This is a genomic window from Lentzea pudingi (genome assembly GCF_014646255.1).
In the GTDB taxonomy this organism is placed as follows: Bacteria; Actinomycetota; Actinomycetes; order Mycobacteriales; family Pseudonocardiaceae; genus Lentzea; species Lentzea pudingi.
Genome location: NZ_BMNC01000002.1, coordinates 531871 through 548349, shown reverse-complemented (window position 1 = coordinate 548349; position 16479 = coordinate 531871). Strand labels below are relative to the sequence as shown.

General features: G+C 69.4%; 14 protein-coding genes. 11 read left to right on the top strand and 3 right to left on the bottom strand.

Going from position 1 to position 16479, the window contains the following annotated elements; genetic code table 11:
* Positions 1-158 precede the first annotated feature (158 nt).
* The 6 genes from argS to rho all read left to right on the top strand — a co-directional run bounded on the left by argS (position 159) and on the right by rho (position 8810).
* Positions 159-1796 (top strand): arginine--tRNA ligase, encoded by a 1638-nt coding sequence (argS, locus tag IEY88_RS08475; protein WP_189154053.1) that lies wholly within the window; start codon positions 159-161, stop codon positions 1794-1796.
* Entirely contained in the window at positions 1796-3214 is a 1419-nt protein-coding gene (lysA, locus tag IEY88_RS08470; protein WP_189154052.1) for a diaminopimelate decarboxylase, read from the top strand. The genes argS and lysA overlap by 1 nt, the downstream gene beginning before the upstream one ends.
* A gap of 28 nt (positions 3215-3242) precedes the next feature.
* Positions 3243-4535, top strand: coding sequence for a homoserine dehydrogenase (locus IEY88_RS08465; protein ID WP_229693183.1), 1293 nt, complete (start codon positions 3243-3245; stop codon positions 4533-4535).
* Positions 4532-5584 (top strand): threonine synthase, encoded by a 1053-nt coding sequence (gene thrC / locus IEY88_RS08460; RefSeq protein ID WP_189154050.1) that lies wholly within the window; start codon positions 4532-4534, stop codon positions 5582-5584. Before IEY88_RS08465 ends, thrC begins: the two co-directional genes overlap by 4 nt.
* Complete coding sequence (gene thrB / locus IEY88_RS08455) at positions 5581-6435, top strand: homoserine kinase (RefSeq protein WP_229693182.1); 855 nt, start codon at positions 5581-5583, stop codon at positions 6433-6435. Before thrC ends, thrB begins: the two co-directional genes overlap by 4 nt.
* A 317-nt stretch (positions 6436-6752) precedes the next feature.
* Entirely contained in the window at positions 6753-8810 is a 2058-nt protein-coding gene (rho, locus tag IEY88_RS08450) for a transcription termination factor Rho (RefSeq protein ID WP_189154048.1), read from the top strand.
* A 123-nt stretch (positions 8811-8933) separates the two neighbouring features.
* On the opposite strand, the gene IEY88_RS08445 is transcribed toward rho, so the two are convergent.
* The gene (locus IEY88_RS08445; RefSeq protein WP_189154047.1) at positions 8934-9293 is read right to left on the bottom strand and encodes a hypothetical protein; all 360 of its coding nucleotides are present in this window, start codon (positions 9291-9293) and stop codon (positions 8934-8936) included.
* Between the two features lie 267 nt (positions 9294-9560).
* Here IEY88_RS08445 and rpmE point away from each other — a divergent pair, with 267 nt between their 5' ends.
* The 5 genes from rpmE (at position 9561) to prmC (ending at position 14437) form a co-directional block, all read left to right on the top strand.
* A complete protein-coding gene (rpmE, locus tag IEY88_RS08440; protein ID WP_086664588.1) occupies positions 9561-9773 on the top strand; it encodes a 50S ribosomal protein L31 in 213 nt (70 codons plus the stop codon).
* 88 nt (positions 9774-9861) lie between these two features.
* Complete coding sequence (gene prfA, locus IEY88_RS08435) at positions 9862-10926, top strand: peptide chain release factor 1 (protein ID WP_189154046.1); 1065 nt, start codon at positions 9862-9864, stop codon at positions 10924-10926.
* Positions 10859-12157: an acyl-CoA thioesterase/bile acid-CoA:amino acid N-acyltransferase family protein gene (locus IEY88_RS08430; RefSeq protein WP_189154045.1), complete on the top strand. Its 1299-nt coding sequence runs from the start codon at positions 10859-10861 to the stop codon at positions 12155-12157. Before prfA ends, IEY88_RS08430 begins: the two co-directional genes overlap by 68 nt.
* A gap of 9 nt (positions 12158-12166) precedes the next feature.
* The gene (gene lpdA, locus IEY88_RS08425) at positions 12167-13552 is read left to right on the top strand and encodes a dihydrolipoyl dehydrogenase (RefSeq protein ID WP_189154044.1); all 1386 of its coding nucleotides are present in this window, start codon (positions 12167-12169) and stop codon (positions 13550-13552) included.
* Between the two features lie 18 nt (positions 13553-13570).
* The gene (gene prmC / locus IEY88_RS08420) at positions 13571-14437 is read left to right on the top strand and encodes a peptide chain release factor N(5)-glutamine methyltransferase (protein ID WP_189154526.1); all 867 of its coding nucleotides are present in this window, start codon (positions 13571-13573) and stop codon (positions 14435-14437) included.
* Positions 14438-14441: 4 nt separating this feature from the next.
* Here prmC and IEY88_RS08415 read toward each other — a convergent pair whose 3' ends face one another.
* Together IEY88_RS08415 and IEY88_RS08410 are read right to left on the bottom strand one after the other, a co-directional pair.
* Positions 14442-14765: a hypothetical protein gene (locus IEY88_RS08415; protein WP_189154043.1), complete on the bottom strand. Its 324-nt coding sequence runs from the start codon at positions 14763-14765 to the stop codon at positions 14442-14444.
* A complete protein-coding gene (locus IEY88_RS08410) occupies positions 14762-16441 on the bottom strand; it encodes an AbeC-like domain-containing protein (protein WP_189154042.1) in 1680 nt (559 codons plus the stop codon). Before IEY88_RS08410 ends, IEY88_RS08415 begins: the two co-directional genes overlap by 4 nt.
* Positions 16442-16479: the final 38 nt, after the last annotated feature.

Here is a 16479-nt window from a genome sequence, read left to right as displayed (position 1 = left end):
ATGTCGTCCTGGTCAACCGGCGCCAGTGTAGGGACATCGTGTCTGATCACCGTCAGCGCAGTGCGATACCACGTGTGCGTTAACACTTGCCGTCTCACCCTCCGAGACCCGGTAACCCGGTCGAGACCTGCGACAACGCTTCTCTAAACTCTTCTGGCGTGACACCTGAAGCGCTCGCCGATCTCGTCCGGACCACGGTTGCCCGGTTGCTGGCCGACCGCGGTCTGGACACCACCGCCACCCCCGGACAGGTGACGGTCGAGCGACCCAGGAACCCCGAACACGGGGACTACGCGACCAACGTGGCCCTGCAGCTCGCCAAGAAGGCCGGCGTCGCGCCCCGTGAGTTCGCGACGTGGCTCGCGGAGGCCCTGCTGACCCAGGACGCCATCGCGAAGGCCGACGTGGCCGGTCCGGGCTTCCTGAACCTCACGATCGCCACCGAGGCCCAGGGAGCGATCGTTCGTGCCGCCCTGGAGCCCGGCTACGGCACCGGGGCCGAGCTCGCGGGCAAGCGCATCAACCTGGAGTTCGTCTCGGCGAACCCGACCGGCCCGATCCACCTCGGTGGTGCGCGCTGGGCCGCGGTCGGGGGCGCGCTGGGCGAGGTGCTGCGGGCTCGCGGCGCCGAGGTGACCCGCGAGTACTACTTCAACGACGCCGGCGCCCAGATCGACAGGTTCGTCCGGTCGCTGATCGCCGCGGCGAAGGGCGAGCCCGCCCCCGAGGACGGCTACGCGGGCACGTACGTGAGCGACATCGCCGCCGAGGTCCTGCGCCGCGAACCGGGCGCCCTGGGCGACCCCGAGACGGTGCGCCAGGTCGGCGTCGGGCTCATGTTCGAGGAGATCAAGCGCAGCCTGCACGAGTTCGGCACCGACTTCGACGTCTACTTCCACGAGGACTCGCTGCACCAGAGCGGCCGCGTCGAGGAGGCGGTCGCGAAGCTCAAGGCGAACGGCTCGCTCTACGAGAAGGACGGCGCCTGGTGGCTGCGGTCCACGGACTTCGGTGACGACAAGGACCGCGTCGTCATCAAGAGCGACGGCAACCCGGCGTACATCGCGGGCGACATCGCGTACCTCGTCGACAAACGCGGCCGCGGCTTCGACCTGTGCATCTACATGCTCGGCGCGGACCACCACGGCTACATCGCGCGCCTCAAGGCCGCGGCGGCCGCCCTGGGCGACGACCCGGACAGCGTCGAGGTGCTGATCGGCCAGCTCGTGAACCTCGTCAGCGACGGCCAGCCCGTCCGGATGAGCAAACGCGCGGGCACCGTCATCACGATGGAGGACCTGGTCGACGCGGTCGGCGTGGACGCGGCCCGCTACGCCATGATCCGGTCGAGCGTCGACTCCAGCCTCGACATCGACCTCGACCTGCTGCGCAAGCACAGCAACGACAACCCGGTCTACTACGTCCAGTACGCGCACGCCCGCATCTCCGGCGTGTTGCGCAACGCCGCCGACCTCGGCGTCACCCAGGGAGAAGACCTCTCGCTGCTGGTGCACGAGCGCGAAGGCGACCTGATCCGCACGATCGGGGAGTTCCCCAAGGTGGTGGCCACCGCGGCCGAGCTGCGCGAACCCCACCGGGTGGCGCGCTACCTCGAGGAGCTCGCCGGATCGTTCCACCGCTTCTACGACCGCAGGAACGGCGTGCGCGTCCTTCCCCAGGGCGACGAGGAGACCACCCCGTCGCACCAGGCGAGGCTGACGCTCTGCGCCGCCACCAGGCATGTTTTCGGAGCCGGCCTCGGCCTGCTCGGCGTCACCGCACCGGAGCGAATGTAATGCGAGCACACCCCGCCGGACCTCGGCACGCCGACGTCACGGCACCCGGCAACACCGCCGGCGACCGTCCCTCCTCCACCGACCAGCTCGACCACCTGCACCCCACCGTGTGGCCCCGCAACGCCAAACGCAACGACGCGGGCGTCCTGGAGCTCGCGGGCGTGGACGTGCGCGCGCTCGCCGAGCAGTACGGCACCCCGCTGTTCGTCATGGACGAACAGGACTTCCGCGCGCGTTGCCGCGAGCACGCCGAGGCGTTCGGCGACCCGACGCTCGTGCACTACGCGTCCAAGGCGTTCCTGAGCGTGCAGGTCGCGAAGTGGGTGGCCGAGGAAGGCCTCTCCATCGACGTCTGCAGCGGCGGCGAGCTCGCGATCGCGCTGCGGGCCGAGTTCCCGGCCGAGCGCATCGCGTTGCACGGCAACAACAAGAGCGTTCCCGAACTGGTCGCGGCCGTCGAGGCGGGCGTCGGCGGGATCGTCGTCGACTCGTACCACGAGATCGCGCGCCTCGACCAGATCGCGCGCGACCGCGGTGTGGTGCAGCCGGTGCTGATCCGCGTGACGGTCGGCGTCGAGGCGCACACCCACGAGTTCATCGCGACCGCGCACGAGGACCAGAAGTTCGGCTTCTCGCTGTCCTCCGGCGACGCGGCCGAGGCCGTCCGCCGCGTGCTCAAGGCCGGTGGCCTCGAACTCGTCGGCCTGCACAGCCACATCGGCTCGCAGATCTTCGACGCGTCCGGCTTCGAGGTCGCCGCGCGTCGCGTGATCGGCCTGCTCGCCGAGATCCGCAAGGAGCACGGCGACATCCCGTCGCTCGACGTCGTCGACCTCGGCGGCGGTCTCGGCATCGCGTACACGCCGGACGACGACCCGCCCCCGCCCGCCGAGCTCGCGCGGCAGCTGCACAACATCGTGCAGAAGGAGTGCGAGCACAACGGCCTGCCGATGCCTCGCATCGCGGTCGAGCCCGGCCGCGCGATCGTCGGCCCCGGCACGGTCACCGTGTACGAGGTCGGCACGATCAAGGACATCGAGCTCGACGGTGGCGCGCGGCGCCGGTACGTCAGCGTCGACGGCGGCATGAGCGACAACATCCGCACCGCCCTGTACGACGCGGTCTACGACTGCAAGCTGGTCTCACGGGCGTCCGAGCCCGAGTCGAGGGCCGTGCTGTGTCGTGTCGTGGGCAAGCACTGCGAGTCCGGCGACATCGTGGTCCGCGACTGCTGGCTGCCCGACGACCTGGCACCGGGTGACCTGGTTGCGATCGCGGCCACAGGGGCCTACTGCTACTCGATGGCGAGCGGGTACAACCGACTTCCACGGCCCGCGCTCGCCGCGGTGACCGATGGAGAGGCGCGGCTGTTGCTGCGTCGCGAGACCGAGGACGATCTGTTCCGTCTGGAGGTATAGGGCTGTGTCATCGAAGGAGCCGGGCCACGTGAAACCTATTCGCGTCGCGTTGCTGGGGTGCGGCACGGTGGGCACGGAGGTAGTCCGGCTGCTGACGGACCAGGCCGAGGACCTCACGCAGCGCATCGGCGCGCCGGTCGAGCTCGTGGGCATCGCCGTGCGCAGGCCGAACAAGCACCGCGAGGTGCCGGAGCACCTGCTCACCACGGACGCCGAGGCGCTCGTGAAGTCGGACGACGTGGACGTCGTCGTCGAGGTGATCGGCGGGATCGACCCCACGCGCGGTCTGCTGCTGGAGGCGTTGCGGGGCGGCAAGTCCGTTGTGACGGCGAACAAGGCGCTGCTGGCCGAGCACGGGCCGGACCTGTTCGAGGCGGCCGACGCGTCCGGGGCGGACCTCTACTTCGAGGCCGCCGTCGCCGGCGCGATCCCGTTGCTGCGCCCGTTGCGGGAATCCCTTGCGGGAGACCGGATCACGCGCGTCATGGGCATCGTCAACGGCACGACGAACTTCATCCTGTCCGCGATGGACGCCACGGGCGCGGGCTACGGCGAGACGCTCGAGGAGGCCTCGCGCCTCGGTTACGCCGAGGCCGACCCGACCGCGGACGTCGACGGGTTCGACGCCGCTTCGAAGGCCGCGATCCTTGCGTCCCTTGCGTTCCACACGCGGGTGACGGCGTCGGACGTGTACCGCGAGGGCATCCGTTCGGTGTCCGCCGCGGACATCGCGGCGGCCAAGGGGCTCGGCCGCACGGTGAAGCTGCTCGCGATCTGCGAACGCGTGGTGAGCCCGTCCGGTCAGGAGTCAGTCGCCGTTCGAGTGCACCCGGCCATGATCCCCAGGACGCATCCGCTGGCTTCGGTCAACGGCGCGTTCAACGCGGTGTTCGTCGAGGCCGACGCGGCGGGGGAGATGATGTTCTACGGGCAGGGTGCCGGTGGCGCCCCCACGGCGAGCGCGGTCGTCGGCGACCTGGTCGCCGTGGCGCGCAACATGGTCGCGAGCGGGCACGGCCCGCGCGAGTCGGCCTACGCCGCGCTGACCGCGCAGCCCATGGGGAACACGCCCACCCGCTACCACATCAGCCTCGACGTGGCGGACAAGCCCGGTGTCCTCTCGCAGGTCGCCGCCGTGTTCGCCGAGCACGACGTGAGCATCGCCGCGGTGCGCCAGGAGGGCCGGATCGAGGACGCCAGCCTGGTGATCGTCACGCACGCGGCGACCGACGCCGCGCTGCGGTCCACTGTGGACAAAATCGGTGGCCTCCCCGTGGTGCGGGACGTCGTCAGCGTCATGAGGGTGGAGGGCGAAGAATGAGTGCTGTCAGAGCGGGCTGGCCCGGGCTCATCAACGCCTACCGGGACCGCATCGAGATCCCCGAGGGCGCCGAGGTCGTGACGCTGCACGAGGGCGGCACGCCGCTGGTGCACGCTCGTCGCCTCTCCGCGGCGACCGGTTCGGACGTGTGGGTCAAGGTCGAGGGCGCGAACCCCACGGGCTCGTTCAAGGACCGCGGTATGACCGTGGCCATGACCTACGCGCTCGCCTCCGGCCTGAAGGCGGTCATCTGCGCCTCCACCGGCAACACGTCCGCGTCCGCGGCGGCCTACGCGGCCAAGGCGGGCCTGACGGCGGCCGTGCTGGTGCCCAGCGGCAAGATCGCGATGGGCAAGCTGGCGCAGGCCGTCATGCACGGCGCGAAGATCCTGCAGATCGACGGCAACTTCGACGACTGCCTGGAGCTCGCGTCCAAGACCGCCGCCGAGTACCCGGTCACGCTGGTGAACTCGGTCAACCCGGTGCGCCTCGTCGGCCAGCAGACCGCCGCGTGGGAGGTCTGCGACGTGCTCGGCCAGGCGCCGGACGTGCACTGCCTGCCGGTCGGCAACGCGGGCAACATCACCGCGTACTGGAAGGGCTACACGTCGTACGACCAGGGCCTGCCGAAGATGTTCGGGTTCCAGGCCGCGGGCGCCGCGCCGCTGGTCAGCGGTCAGCCGGTCGCGAACCCGGAGACCATCGCGACCGCGATCCGGATCGGTTCGCCGGCGTCGTGGACGGGTGCGGTCAAGGCCCGTGACGAGTCCGGCGGCCTGATCGACGCCGTCACCGACGAGCAGATCCTCGCCGCGTACCGCCTGCTGGCGTCGTCCGAGGGCATCTTCGTCGAGCCGGCGTCGGCCGCGTCCATCGCCGGTCTGCTGATGACCGCCGAGGACGGCAGGCTGCCGCGCGGGTCCACGGTTGTGTGCACCGTCACTGGTCACGGTCTGAAGGACCCGGACACGGCGCTGCTCGGCGTCACCGAGGTCGAGCCGGTCCCGGTCGACCCCGGCGCCGTCGCGCACGCCCTGGAGCTGGCGTGAAGTTCCTCGTCTCCGTCCCCGCGTCGACCGCGAACCTCGGTTCGGGGTTCGACGCGCTGGGCATGGCGCTCGGCATGTACGACGACGTGGAGGTGGCCGGCGGCGAGGGGGTCGAGGGCCTCTCGATCACGGTCGACGGTGCCGGATCAGGCGATGTCCCGCTCGACGAGACCCATCTCGTCGTGCGGGCCGTCCGCGCCACCGGCTACACCGGTGGCCTGGCCCTGAGGTGCCGGAACACCATCCCGCACGCACGGGGACTGGGCTCGTCGGCCGCCGCGATCGTGGCGGGCGTCGTAGCCGGATTCACCCTGATGGGTCGCGAGTTGGACACGGAGGCGTTGCAAATCGCCGCCGAGTTCGAAGGGCACGCGGACAACGCCGCCGCTTCCCTGTTCGGCGGCGTTGTCGTTGCGTGGTCCGAAGGAGAGCAGTACCGCGCCGTGCGGATGGACGCCGACGCACGCGTGCGCCCGGTCGTTCTCATCCCGTCGCAGGAGTCGTCCACCAAGACGACGCGCGGCCTGCTTCCGGCCGAAGTGCCGCACTCCGACGCCGCGCACGCCGCCGGACGGGCCGCCCTCGCCGTGCACGCGCTGACCGTCGACCCGACGGTTCTCCTTGCCGCGACTGAGGATCGACTCCATCAGAACTACCGAGAGCCCGCATGGCCGGAAACCGTTCGGGTGATCAACGATCTTCGCAAGCTCGGAGTTCCCGCCTGCGTGAGCGGAGCGGGACCCACCGTGATCGCCTTCGGTGATCTTCCGGCCGAGGTCGACACGCACGGCTTCGACGTGCGCAGACTCGACGTCGACAGCGCTGGCGTGCGCGTTCGTCCATTGGACTGACACGCCCGACCCCGGTTGTTGCATGCCGGGGGACCTGCGTCTACCCTCGGGGGCGATCAGTCACTGCGCGCACGGGCGCCGGTGTCGCACCCGGACACTCGTTCCGGGTCGCAATCCTTTTGTGTTCCGGCTCTGTGCCGTGCGGGCGGGGCGGACGCAAAGAGGCACCCGATCGCCGTGATCTGAGAAAAGTCCCGTGCTCGAGGGAAGCCGTCGTGCTTCCGTCTTCATCGGACTTGACCGCCGTTCCCCGCTGAAGTGGGAAGGCGGGTCCGCTGGGCCGCGTAGGAGGCGGGGCCTGGTCAGGAAGGACTTGTGTGACCAACACCGATTTGCTGAGCAGCGAAGTCGCAGCTGCCGCTGGTTCTGGAGCCGAGGAGAACGCTCTGTCCACCCCATCGAACGGCACGACGCCGCGCCGCCGCGCGGGTCTGTCCGGCATGGTGCTCGCTGAACTGCGCGAGCTCGCCGGCCAAATGGGCATCACCGGAACCGCAGGCCTGCGCAAGGGCGACCTGATCGCGGCCATCAAGGAGAAGCAGGGCTCCGGAGCCCCAGCGAAGGCCGAGAAGCCCGCGAAGGCCGATGCCAGGGTGGCCGAGAAAGGTGCCGCGAAGGCCGAGGCCCCTGCTGAGAAGCCGGCCGCTGCCAAGGCCGAAAAGGCCGTTGAAAAGCCTGTTCAGCAGCAGCTCGAGGTAGCGGAGAAGCCCGCCGCCGCCGAGTCCGCCGCGTCCGACGACTCCCGCTCGTCCGAGGACGGGGGGCGCCGTGGAAACCGTCGCCGCCGTTCCGGCCGTGGCGGCGGCAACGCCGAGGGCGACGGCCAGCCGCAGCAGGAGCAGCAGCAGCGTGCCGAGCGCCCTGAGCGGGGCGAACGCCCCGAGCGTGCCGAGCGCTCCGACCGTGGTGAGCGCGCTGAGCGTGCCGACCGCGGCGAGCGTCAGGACCGTGGCGAGCGCAACGAGCGTTCCGACCGTGGTGAGCGCTCTGACCGTGGCGAGCGTCAGGACCGTGGCGACCGCAACGAGCGCGGCGGCCGTGACCGCAACCGCGACCGCGGCGAGCGTTCCGACCGCGGCGACCGCGGCGGAGACCGCCAGGGTGGCGGCCCGTCCGACGACGACGGTGACGGCCGTCGTGGCCGCTTCCGCGACCGCCGCAGGCGCGGTGGCCGTGGCGACGAGCAGGGTGACCGCGGTGGCCGTGGCGACCGCGAGACCGAGGTGCGAGACGACGACGTCCTGCTCCCGGTCGCGGGCATCCTGGACGTGCTGGAGAACTACGCGTTCGTCCGCACCTCCGGCTACCTCGCCGGCTCGAACGACGTCTACGTCTCGCTCTCGCTGGTCCGCAAGTACGGCCTGCGCCGTGGCGACGCCCTCACCGGCGCCGTCCGCCAGCCGCGCGACGGTGAGCAGCAGCGCCAGAAGTTCAACCCGCTGGTCCGCGTCGACAAGATCAACGGCCTGGACCCGGAAGAGGCGCGCAACCGCCCGGACTTCACCAAGCTGACGCCGCTCTACCCGAACGAGCGTCTGCGCCTGGAGACCGAGCCGCACATCCTCACCACCCGCGTCATCGACCTGGTGATGCCGATCGGCAAGGGCCAGCGCGCCCTCGTCGTGTCGCCTCCGAAGGCCGGCAAGACCTCGGTGCTCCAGTCGATCGCGAACGCGATCACGACGAACAACCCCGAGTGCCACCTGATGGTCGTCCTGGTGGACGAGCGTCCGGAAGAGGTCACCGACATGCAGCGCTCGGTGAAGGGCGAGGTCATCGCCTCGACCTTCGACCGCCCGCCGTCGGACCACACGACCATCTCCGAGCTCGCGATCGAGCGGGCGAAGCGCCTGGTCGAGATGGGCCACGACGTCGTCGTCCTGCTCGACTCGATCACCCGCCTGGGCCGCGCCTACAACCTGGCAGCCCCGGCCTCCGGCCGAATCCTGTCCGGTGGTGTCGACTCGACGGCCCTCTACCCGCCGAAGCGCTTCCTCGGTGCTGCTCGCAACATCGAGGGCGGCGGCTCGCTCACCGTCATCGCAACGGCCCTGGTGGAGACCGGCTCCGCAGGCGACTCGGTGATCTTCGAAGAGTTCAAGGGCACCGGCAACGCCGAGCTCAAGCTCGACCGGAAGATCGCCGACAAGCGCACCTTCCCGGCAGTCGACGTCGACAGCTCCGGCACCCGCAAGGAAGAGCTCCTGCTCTCGCCGGACGAGATGGCCGTCACGCACAAGCTCCGCCGAGTGCTCCACGCCCTCGACGGCCAGCAGGCCATCGACCTCCTGCTGGACCGGCTGCGCAAGTCCCGCACCAACATCGAGTTCCTGATGCAGGTGGCGAAGACGACGCCAGGCGCCGAGCAGGACTGACGCCCCGCGTAAGTTTCACGTGAAATTGCCCCCGCTGCAGGTCAGCGGGGGCTTTTTCGCGCTCATCACTCGAATGCCGCGACCAGGCCAACAGTGCCAACCGCACCCGCCGACACCCAGCCGTCAGCGACACCCAGCCGTCTGCCGACTCTCATCACTCTGCACGAGCAGCTGAAAGACCAGCCCCAGCAGCACCGGCACCCCCACCACGGTCGCGGCCAAAGCGGGAACCTCCACCGCCCCGACCACAACCCCGAGCGCCAACACCGCCCCGAGCCACACCCACCGCAACGACCGAAGCCAAACCCGCCGCCACCGAACCCCACCGGAAACAGCAGCAGCCACAGCCACCCCAGCCCCAGAGACAACGGGCGACAACGGCACGGTGCTCCAGGCGGCGGTGAGCAGCCCAGCGGTCCCCATCAGCCCAAACACCGCAGCGGCGAACGCGAACGGCAGGACCAGCCACGCGCGCTGGTCCATGGGTCGCTCCGAGGTGCAGAACACGCGACATAGTCTGATGGAGACCTACCAACAACACGCACCCACATCCGGCCGAACGGCCACACCTTGCGCCGAACGGCTTACCAGGGCGGTCGAGCGGCTGTGACCTAACCCACGGCAGGCCCCTGGGAACAACCGCGTTTTTGCACGTGTTGAACGGTCTGGCAAACTAAATGGTCGAGTCCGGCTCCGGTTCACCCGTTCACCAACTGGGACCCGGCGGCCATCCTTGAAAGGGACAAGATCTTGAAGACTGGCATCCACCCCGAGTACACCGTCACCGAAGTGACCTGTAGCTGCGGCAACGCGTTCACCACGCGCAGCACCACCTCGGCGTCCGAGGTTCGCGTCGAGATGTGCTCCAACTGCCACCCGTTCTACACGGGCAAGCAGCGCATCCTGGACACCGGCGGTCGCGTGGCGCGCTTCGAGGCGCGTTACGGCAAGCGCAACAAGTAGCTGCTTTCACGGCGCCTGACCCGGCCTCACGAGGCCGGGGAGGGCGCCGTCGCCGTTTCCAGGGAATCCAGAACCGAAAGCAGGAGACGTGTCGCAGTCGCTGGCCAGTTTGCTCGCCGAGTACGACGAGCTGGAGAAGAAGCTCGCCGACCCCTCCGTGCACGCTGACCAGGTGGGGGCGCGCAAGCTCGGCAAGCGGTACGCCGCGCTCGGCCCGATCGTGAAGACGGCCAGGGAGATCGAGCAGGTCAGGAACGACCTGGAGGCGGCCAGGGAGCTCGCGGCCGAGGACCGGTCGTTCCAGGAGGAGGTCGACCAGATCGAGGAGCAGCTCCCCAAGCTCGAGGAGAAGCTCACCGAACTGCTGCTGCCGCGCGACCCGCACGACGGCGACGACGTACTGCTGGAGATCAAGTCCGGTGAGGGCGGCGAGGAGTCCGCGCTGTTCGCGGGGGACCTACTGCGTATGTATACGCGGTATGCCGAGCGTCAGGGCTGGAAGGTCGAGATGCTCGACGGCACCGACTCCGACCTCGGCGGGTTCAAGGACGTGACGGTCTCCATCAAGACCAAGAGCGCGGTCCCGGACGGGGTGTGGAGCCGGCTGAAGTGGGAGGGCGGCGTGCACCGCGTGCAGCGCGTGCCCGTCACCGAGTCGCAGGGGCGCATCCACACGTCCGCCGCCGGCGTCCTCGTCTTCCCGGAGACCGAGGAGACCGCCGCGGTCGAGATCGACGAGAAGGACCTCCGCATCGACGTCTACCGCAGCTCGGGCAAGGGCGGCCAGTCGGTCAACACCACCGACTCCGCGGTCCGCATCACGCACCTGCCGACCGGCATCGTCACGTCCTGCCAGAACGAGCGCAGCCAGCTCCAGAACAAGGCCCGCGCCATGCAGGTGCTGCAGAGCCGCCTGATCGCCCTCGCCGAGGAGCAGAAGGCGCAGGAGCAGTCGGACGCGCGGCGCACGCAGATCCGCACCGTCGACCGCAGCGAGCGGGTCCGGACCTACAACTTCCCGGAATCGCGCATCTCCGATCACCGGGTTGGGTACAAAGCGCATAACCTGGACCAGGTCCTCGACGGTGACCTGGACGCGGTGGTCGACGCACTGGCCGCCGCAGACCGGGCAGAACGGCTCGCAGGCGGGTAATCCGACGTGGGAGGGGCGCGTTGTGGCCGAGATCCTGGTGAATCCGCAGTCAGCGCCCCTCGACCACCCGGTCGACGTGCTCGTCGTCGGGCTGAAACCCGGCCAGCCGATCACCGTGCAGCTGTCCACGGGTGATCGTTCCTCGCACGCCGAGTTCGAGGCGGACGACCGTGGCGTCGTCGACCTGACCAGGCACGCACCGCTTGATGGAAGCTATCGCGGCGTAGACCCGATGGGCCTCTTCTGGTCGTTGGAACGCACGGGCGGCAAGGCCGGACCCACGGTGCTCTCCGTAGCAGGCGTCGGCGACCGCGTCCTCGAACGACAGAGCGTCCCCGAAGGCGTCGTACGGCTCGAAGTCCGTGAGAACGGTCTGGTGGGCACCCTCTTCGCCCCTGAGGACGACGGAGGCGAGCTACCGGGCGTGATCGTGCTCGGAGGGTCCGAGGGCGGCATCCACGAGACCGACGCGGCGCTGCTGGCCGCACACGGCTTCGTCACGCTGGCCCTCGGCTACTTCGGCCTGGAGGGCCTGCCCGAGAACCTCGTCGACGTGCCGCTGGAGTACTTCGGCACGGCCATCGACTTCCTCTCCGGCCACGCAGGCGAGATCGGCGTCGTGGGCGGGTCGCGCGGCGGTGAGCTGGCACTCCTCATCGGCGCCACGTTCCCACAGGTCAGTGCCATCGTCAGCGTGGTCGGCAGCGGTGTCGTCACGCAGGCCATCGGCCCCGGCGGCAACCTGCTGCAGAAGCTCTCGTACGAGGCCGCGTCGTGGACGCTCAAGGGCGAGCCGCTGCCGTACCTGCCCTACGAGATCGGCGACGAGCTGCGGTCCAGGATCGTCAACGGCGAACCGGTGCCGTTGAGGCTCGCGTTCAGCACCGAGGACGGCATCCCGGAAGACACCGAGATCGTCGTCGAACGGATCGTCGGCGGTGTGTTGCTCATCTCGTCCGGACAGGACGACGGATGGCCCAGCACCGAGCTGAGCGACGTCGCGATGCGGCGGTTGAAGAACCACGAGCACCCGTTCCCGCACGAGCACGTCGTGTATCCCGAGGCAGGACACCTGATCGCGGGCCCGCCGCACCGGCCGGCCACCGACGTGACCTATCCGGGACCCGGTGTCACCTTCTCGGGTGGCGGTTCGCCGCAGGCCACCGCACACGCCCGCGCGGATGCCTGGAAACGGACGGTTGAGTTCTTGCGGGAGCAGCTCGGGACCTAGGGTGGTCCTATGAGCGCACACTTTGATGTCGTCGTCGTGGGTGCGGGTCCGGGCGGGTACGTCGCCGCGATCCGTGCGGCTCAGCTCGGGCTGAAGACCGCCATCGTGGAGGAGAAGTACTGGGGCGGTGTCTGCCTGAACGTGGGCTGCATCCCGTCGAAGGCTCTCCTGCGCAACGCTGAGCTGGCGCACCTCTTCACGCACGAGCAGAAGACGTTCGGCATCAAGGTCGAGGGCACCGTCAGCTTCGACTACAGCGCGGCGTGGCAGCGCAGCCGCAAGGTCGCGGACGGGCGCGTCAAGGGCGTGCACTTCCTGATGAAGAAGAACGGCATCACCGAGTACAACGGGTGGGCCAACTTCACCGACGACCACACGCTGACGGTCGGGGACGAGACGATCACCTTCGGCCACGCGATCATCGCCGTGGGCGCCACGACCCGGATGCTGCCGAACACGCAGAAGTCCGACCGCGTCGTGACCTACGAAGAGCAGATCATGACCGAGGACCTGCCCGAGTCGATCATCATCGCCGGTGCGGGTGCGATCGGCGTCGAGTTCGCCTACGTCATGCACAACTACGGCGTGAAGGTCACCATCGTCGAGTTCCTCGACCGCATGGTGCCGCTCGAGGACGAAGAGGTCTCCGCCGAGCTCTTCAAGCGCTACAAGAAGCTGGGCGTCGACGTCCGCCTCGGCACCCGCGTCGAGTCGATCGACGAGTCCGGCCCGAAGGTCCGCGTCACCGTGTCGAAGAACGGTGCCGAGGAAGTCCTCGAGGCCGACAAGGTCATGCAGGCCATCGGTTTCGTGCCGCGCGTCGAGGGCTACGGCCTCGAGAACACCGGCGTGAAGCTGACCGACCGCGGTGCCATCGACATCGACGGCCGCGGCCGCACCAACGTGCCGCACATCTTCGCGATCGGCGACGTCACCGCGAAGCTGATGCTCGCGCACACCGCCGAGTCCATGGGCATCATCGCCTCGGAAACCATCGCGGACGCCGAGACGATGGAGCTCGACTACGTGATGATCCCGCGGGCGACGTTCTGCCAGCCGCAGATCGCCTCCTTCGGCTACACCGAGAAGCAGGCGCGCGAGAAGGGCTTCGACGTCCAGGTCTCGAAGTTCCCGTTCACGGCGAACGGCAAGGCGCACGGCCTCGCGGAGCCCGGTGGCTTCGTGAAGCTGATCAGCGACGGCAAGCACGGCGAGCTGCTCGGCGGCCACATCATCGGCCCCGAGGCGACCGAGCTGCTGCCCGAGCTCACGCTGGCGCAGCAGTGGGACCTCACCGTCCACGAGGTCGCGCGCAACGTCCACGCGCACCCGACGCTGTCCGAGGCGGTCAAGGAAGCGGTGCACGGCCTGGCCGGGCACATGATCAACTTCTGAGACGACCGCACTTCGATGATGAACCGGCAGCCGCTCCGCCTCGCCGTCTCCGAGGCGGCCAAGATCCTCGCCGAGGCGGGGGTGGACAGTCCGCGCGTCGACGCGGAGTACCTGGCCGCCCACGTGCTCGGGGTCGAGCGCGGGCGGCTGCCGCTCATCCCGCTGGTCGATCCGTCGGTGATCGACCAGCTGCACAAGCTCGTCCGCGTCCGCGCGTCGCGGATCCCGTTGCAGCACATCCTCGGCTGGGCGCCGATGGGCACCATCTCCGTCGAGGTCGGGCCCGGGGTGTTCGTGCCGCGGCCCGAGACCGAGCTGCTGATGGAGTGGGGCCTGAAGGCGCTGGCGGGGGTCTCCTCGCCGGTCGTCGTCGACCTCTGCACGGGAACGGGCGCGCTGGCGTTGTCCATCGCGGCCGCCCGTCCCGACGCGGTGGTGCACGCGGTGGAGATCGATCCGCAGGCGCTGTCCTGGACGCGCCGCAACGCCGACGCGCGGGTAGCTGCCGGGGACACGCCGATCCGGCTGCACTCCGGTGACGCCACTGACTCGTCGCTGCTGTCCGATCTGGACGGTCTGGTGGATCTCGTGGTGTGCAATCCGCCTTACGTGCCAGAGGGAACTCCGGTGCAGCCCGAGGTCGGCGTGCACGATCCGCACCACGCGGTGTTCTCCGGCGAGGACGGGCTGGACGTGATCCGGCACGTCGTGTGGGCGGCGGCGCGGTGGCTGAAGCCCGGCGGGTCCGTCGGCATCGAGCACGACGACACGCAGGGGGAGTCCGTGCCGGCGCTGCTGGCCGCGCGCCGGTCGCTCACGGACGCCGTCGATCATCTCGACCTGGCGGGGCGGCCGCGGTTCGCGACCGCCCGCAAGGTCGGCTGAGGTTCTAGAACAGCGCGTCGAAGGCCTTCGACAGGTCCTTCACCTGCTCGCCGAGGCCCCGGTCCGACAGCTTGTCCATCAGGTGGTCCGTGACGTCCTTGCTGGGCTGCGGTTTGCGGGCCTCGGCACGGAGGTCGTCCACCGCCTCGATCGTGGACGTGGGCGCCTGGGCCTCGTTCAGGTCCTCGCGCAACTCGTCGAGCAGCCGCAGCACGGTGCTCACGTCCTTGATGTGTCCGATGTGGACGTCCCCGGTCCTGGCGCGCCCGCTGGTGCCGACGTTGCTGCCGATGACCGGTCCACGGATCTCGAAGTCGCGCTCGTTCATGAGCTTCCCCCGCCGACGCTCGCCTTGCCGGTGCGTGCCTTGCCGGACGTGCCGATGTTGCTGGAGATCACCGGGCCGGTGATGTGCACGTTGTTGCTCGTCACCTGCATGGCCTGTTCCATGAACTCGGTGACCGAGATGCCCTTGCTCTCCAGGAACTCGCCGAGCGTGCGCAGCAGCCGTGACTCCAGCACCTTGACGTAGCGCTCGACGTCGGTGAGCTGGAAGTAGTTGTCGACCTGGCTCCTGCTCGCGAGTTCGCGGAGGCTGTTGCTGGCGCCGTAGCGTTCCGCGACGTACGTTCCTTCCGCCTGCTGGATCGGGGTCATCCAGCCGACCGCCGTCGCGAACCGCTTCGGGATGGAGGCGGGGAACTTCAGCAGGTCGACGATCGCGTCGACGAACGGGCGCAGCGACTGCTCCGGCAGCACGTCGATCGTCCGGTGCTCGGAGTGGATCGGGTGCAGGATGCACGGCGTCCACTCGACGTAGAGCATCTCGTCGTCGAGCCCGAACGTCAGGTACGCCGAGACGACGACGTCGCGGTCCCACGTCTCGACCTGGAACGAGCGGAAGTAGCGCATCCACTCCATCGGCCGGGCGATCAGACCGTCCACAACGGACCTGGCGACCGCGGACTCGGGCGAGTGGTCCTTGTCGGGCAACACGATCCGTGCTTCGGCGTCGTCGATGTGGTCGATCAGCTCGACCGAGGAGATGACGACGCGGTCGCCGGTCTTCAGGTGGCGCAGCCGGTGCCCCGGCGAGAGCGACGGCGAACGACCTGTCTTGACCAGCTCGCTCGTGATGCGGTCGTAGAGCTCGGGAAGCGCGAACCCGGGCAGTGACGCGCCGGCCTTCTCCTCGGCGGGCTTGAGGGGCAGCGCCATGGACCACGGTTCGAACATCGTGCCGGAACCGACGAACGGGCGATAACCGTGGTAGACGATCACCTGCGCCTCGTCCGCGTCGTCAGGCTCGTCGTTGTCCTCGACCGGGTAGAGCGCGAGCGCTTCGGCGTAGCTCGAGTGCCCAAGCCCCCGAACCGCCCATTCGTTGCGCCACAGCTCCCGCTCGCCCCGGCTGGTGCGGAACCCGGCGCGCCGGAAGCTCTTCGTCACCAGCAACCAGGTCACGATCCGGTCGGCGAGCAGCACCGCGAAGACCAGCACGACCGCGATGATCAAAAACGCGACCCCGGCGCCGCTGCTCTCCTCCACGCAGTCCTCGTACCTGGGCCTGCAGTAGCCGGAGGAGTAGTTGCTGCTGGAGCCGAGCTCTTCGATGAACTTGTACAGCACGAAGAAGAGCGCGATCGCGCCGGCGATCGAGCCGAGCACGGCCGGCCCGCGCGGCGTGACCCGCCGCGGCCGCGTGAACGCCATCCGAGCCCCGGCGCCGAGCGCCGCGATCGAGGCCACCACCAGCCACCCGACGAGCAGCGTCCCGCTCGCGGCGAACAGCGCTACCACCGCCAGCACCAGCAACACCGCGTCGCGAACCTTGCGCCGCGTCCGCGCCGCCACCGCCTCCCGCAACACCGCGCCGGAGTTGACGCCGGGCGAGCGCGGAATCGACCGGGTGGCCTCCACGAGGTACTCGCGAATGGCGGAATCCGCGAACTCCTCGTCGCGGTGAGCGGCTCCGCAGAGGAAGCGGGTCGTGTCGTCGCGCAACTGGGGAGAATCCTTTCCCTTCGCCGGCGCGGGAGTTG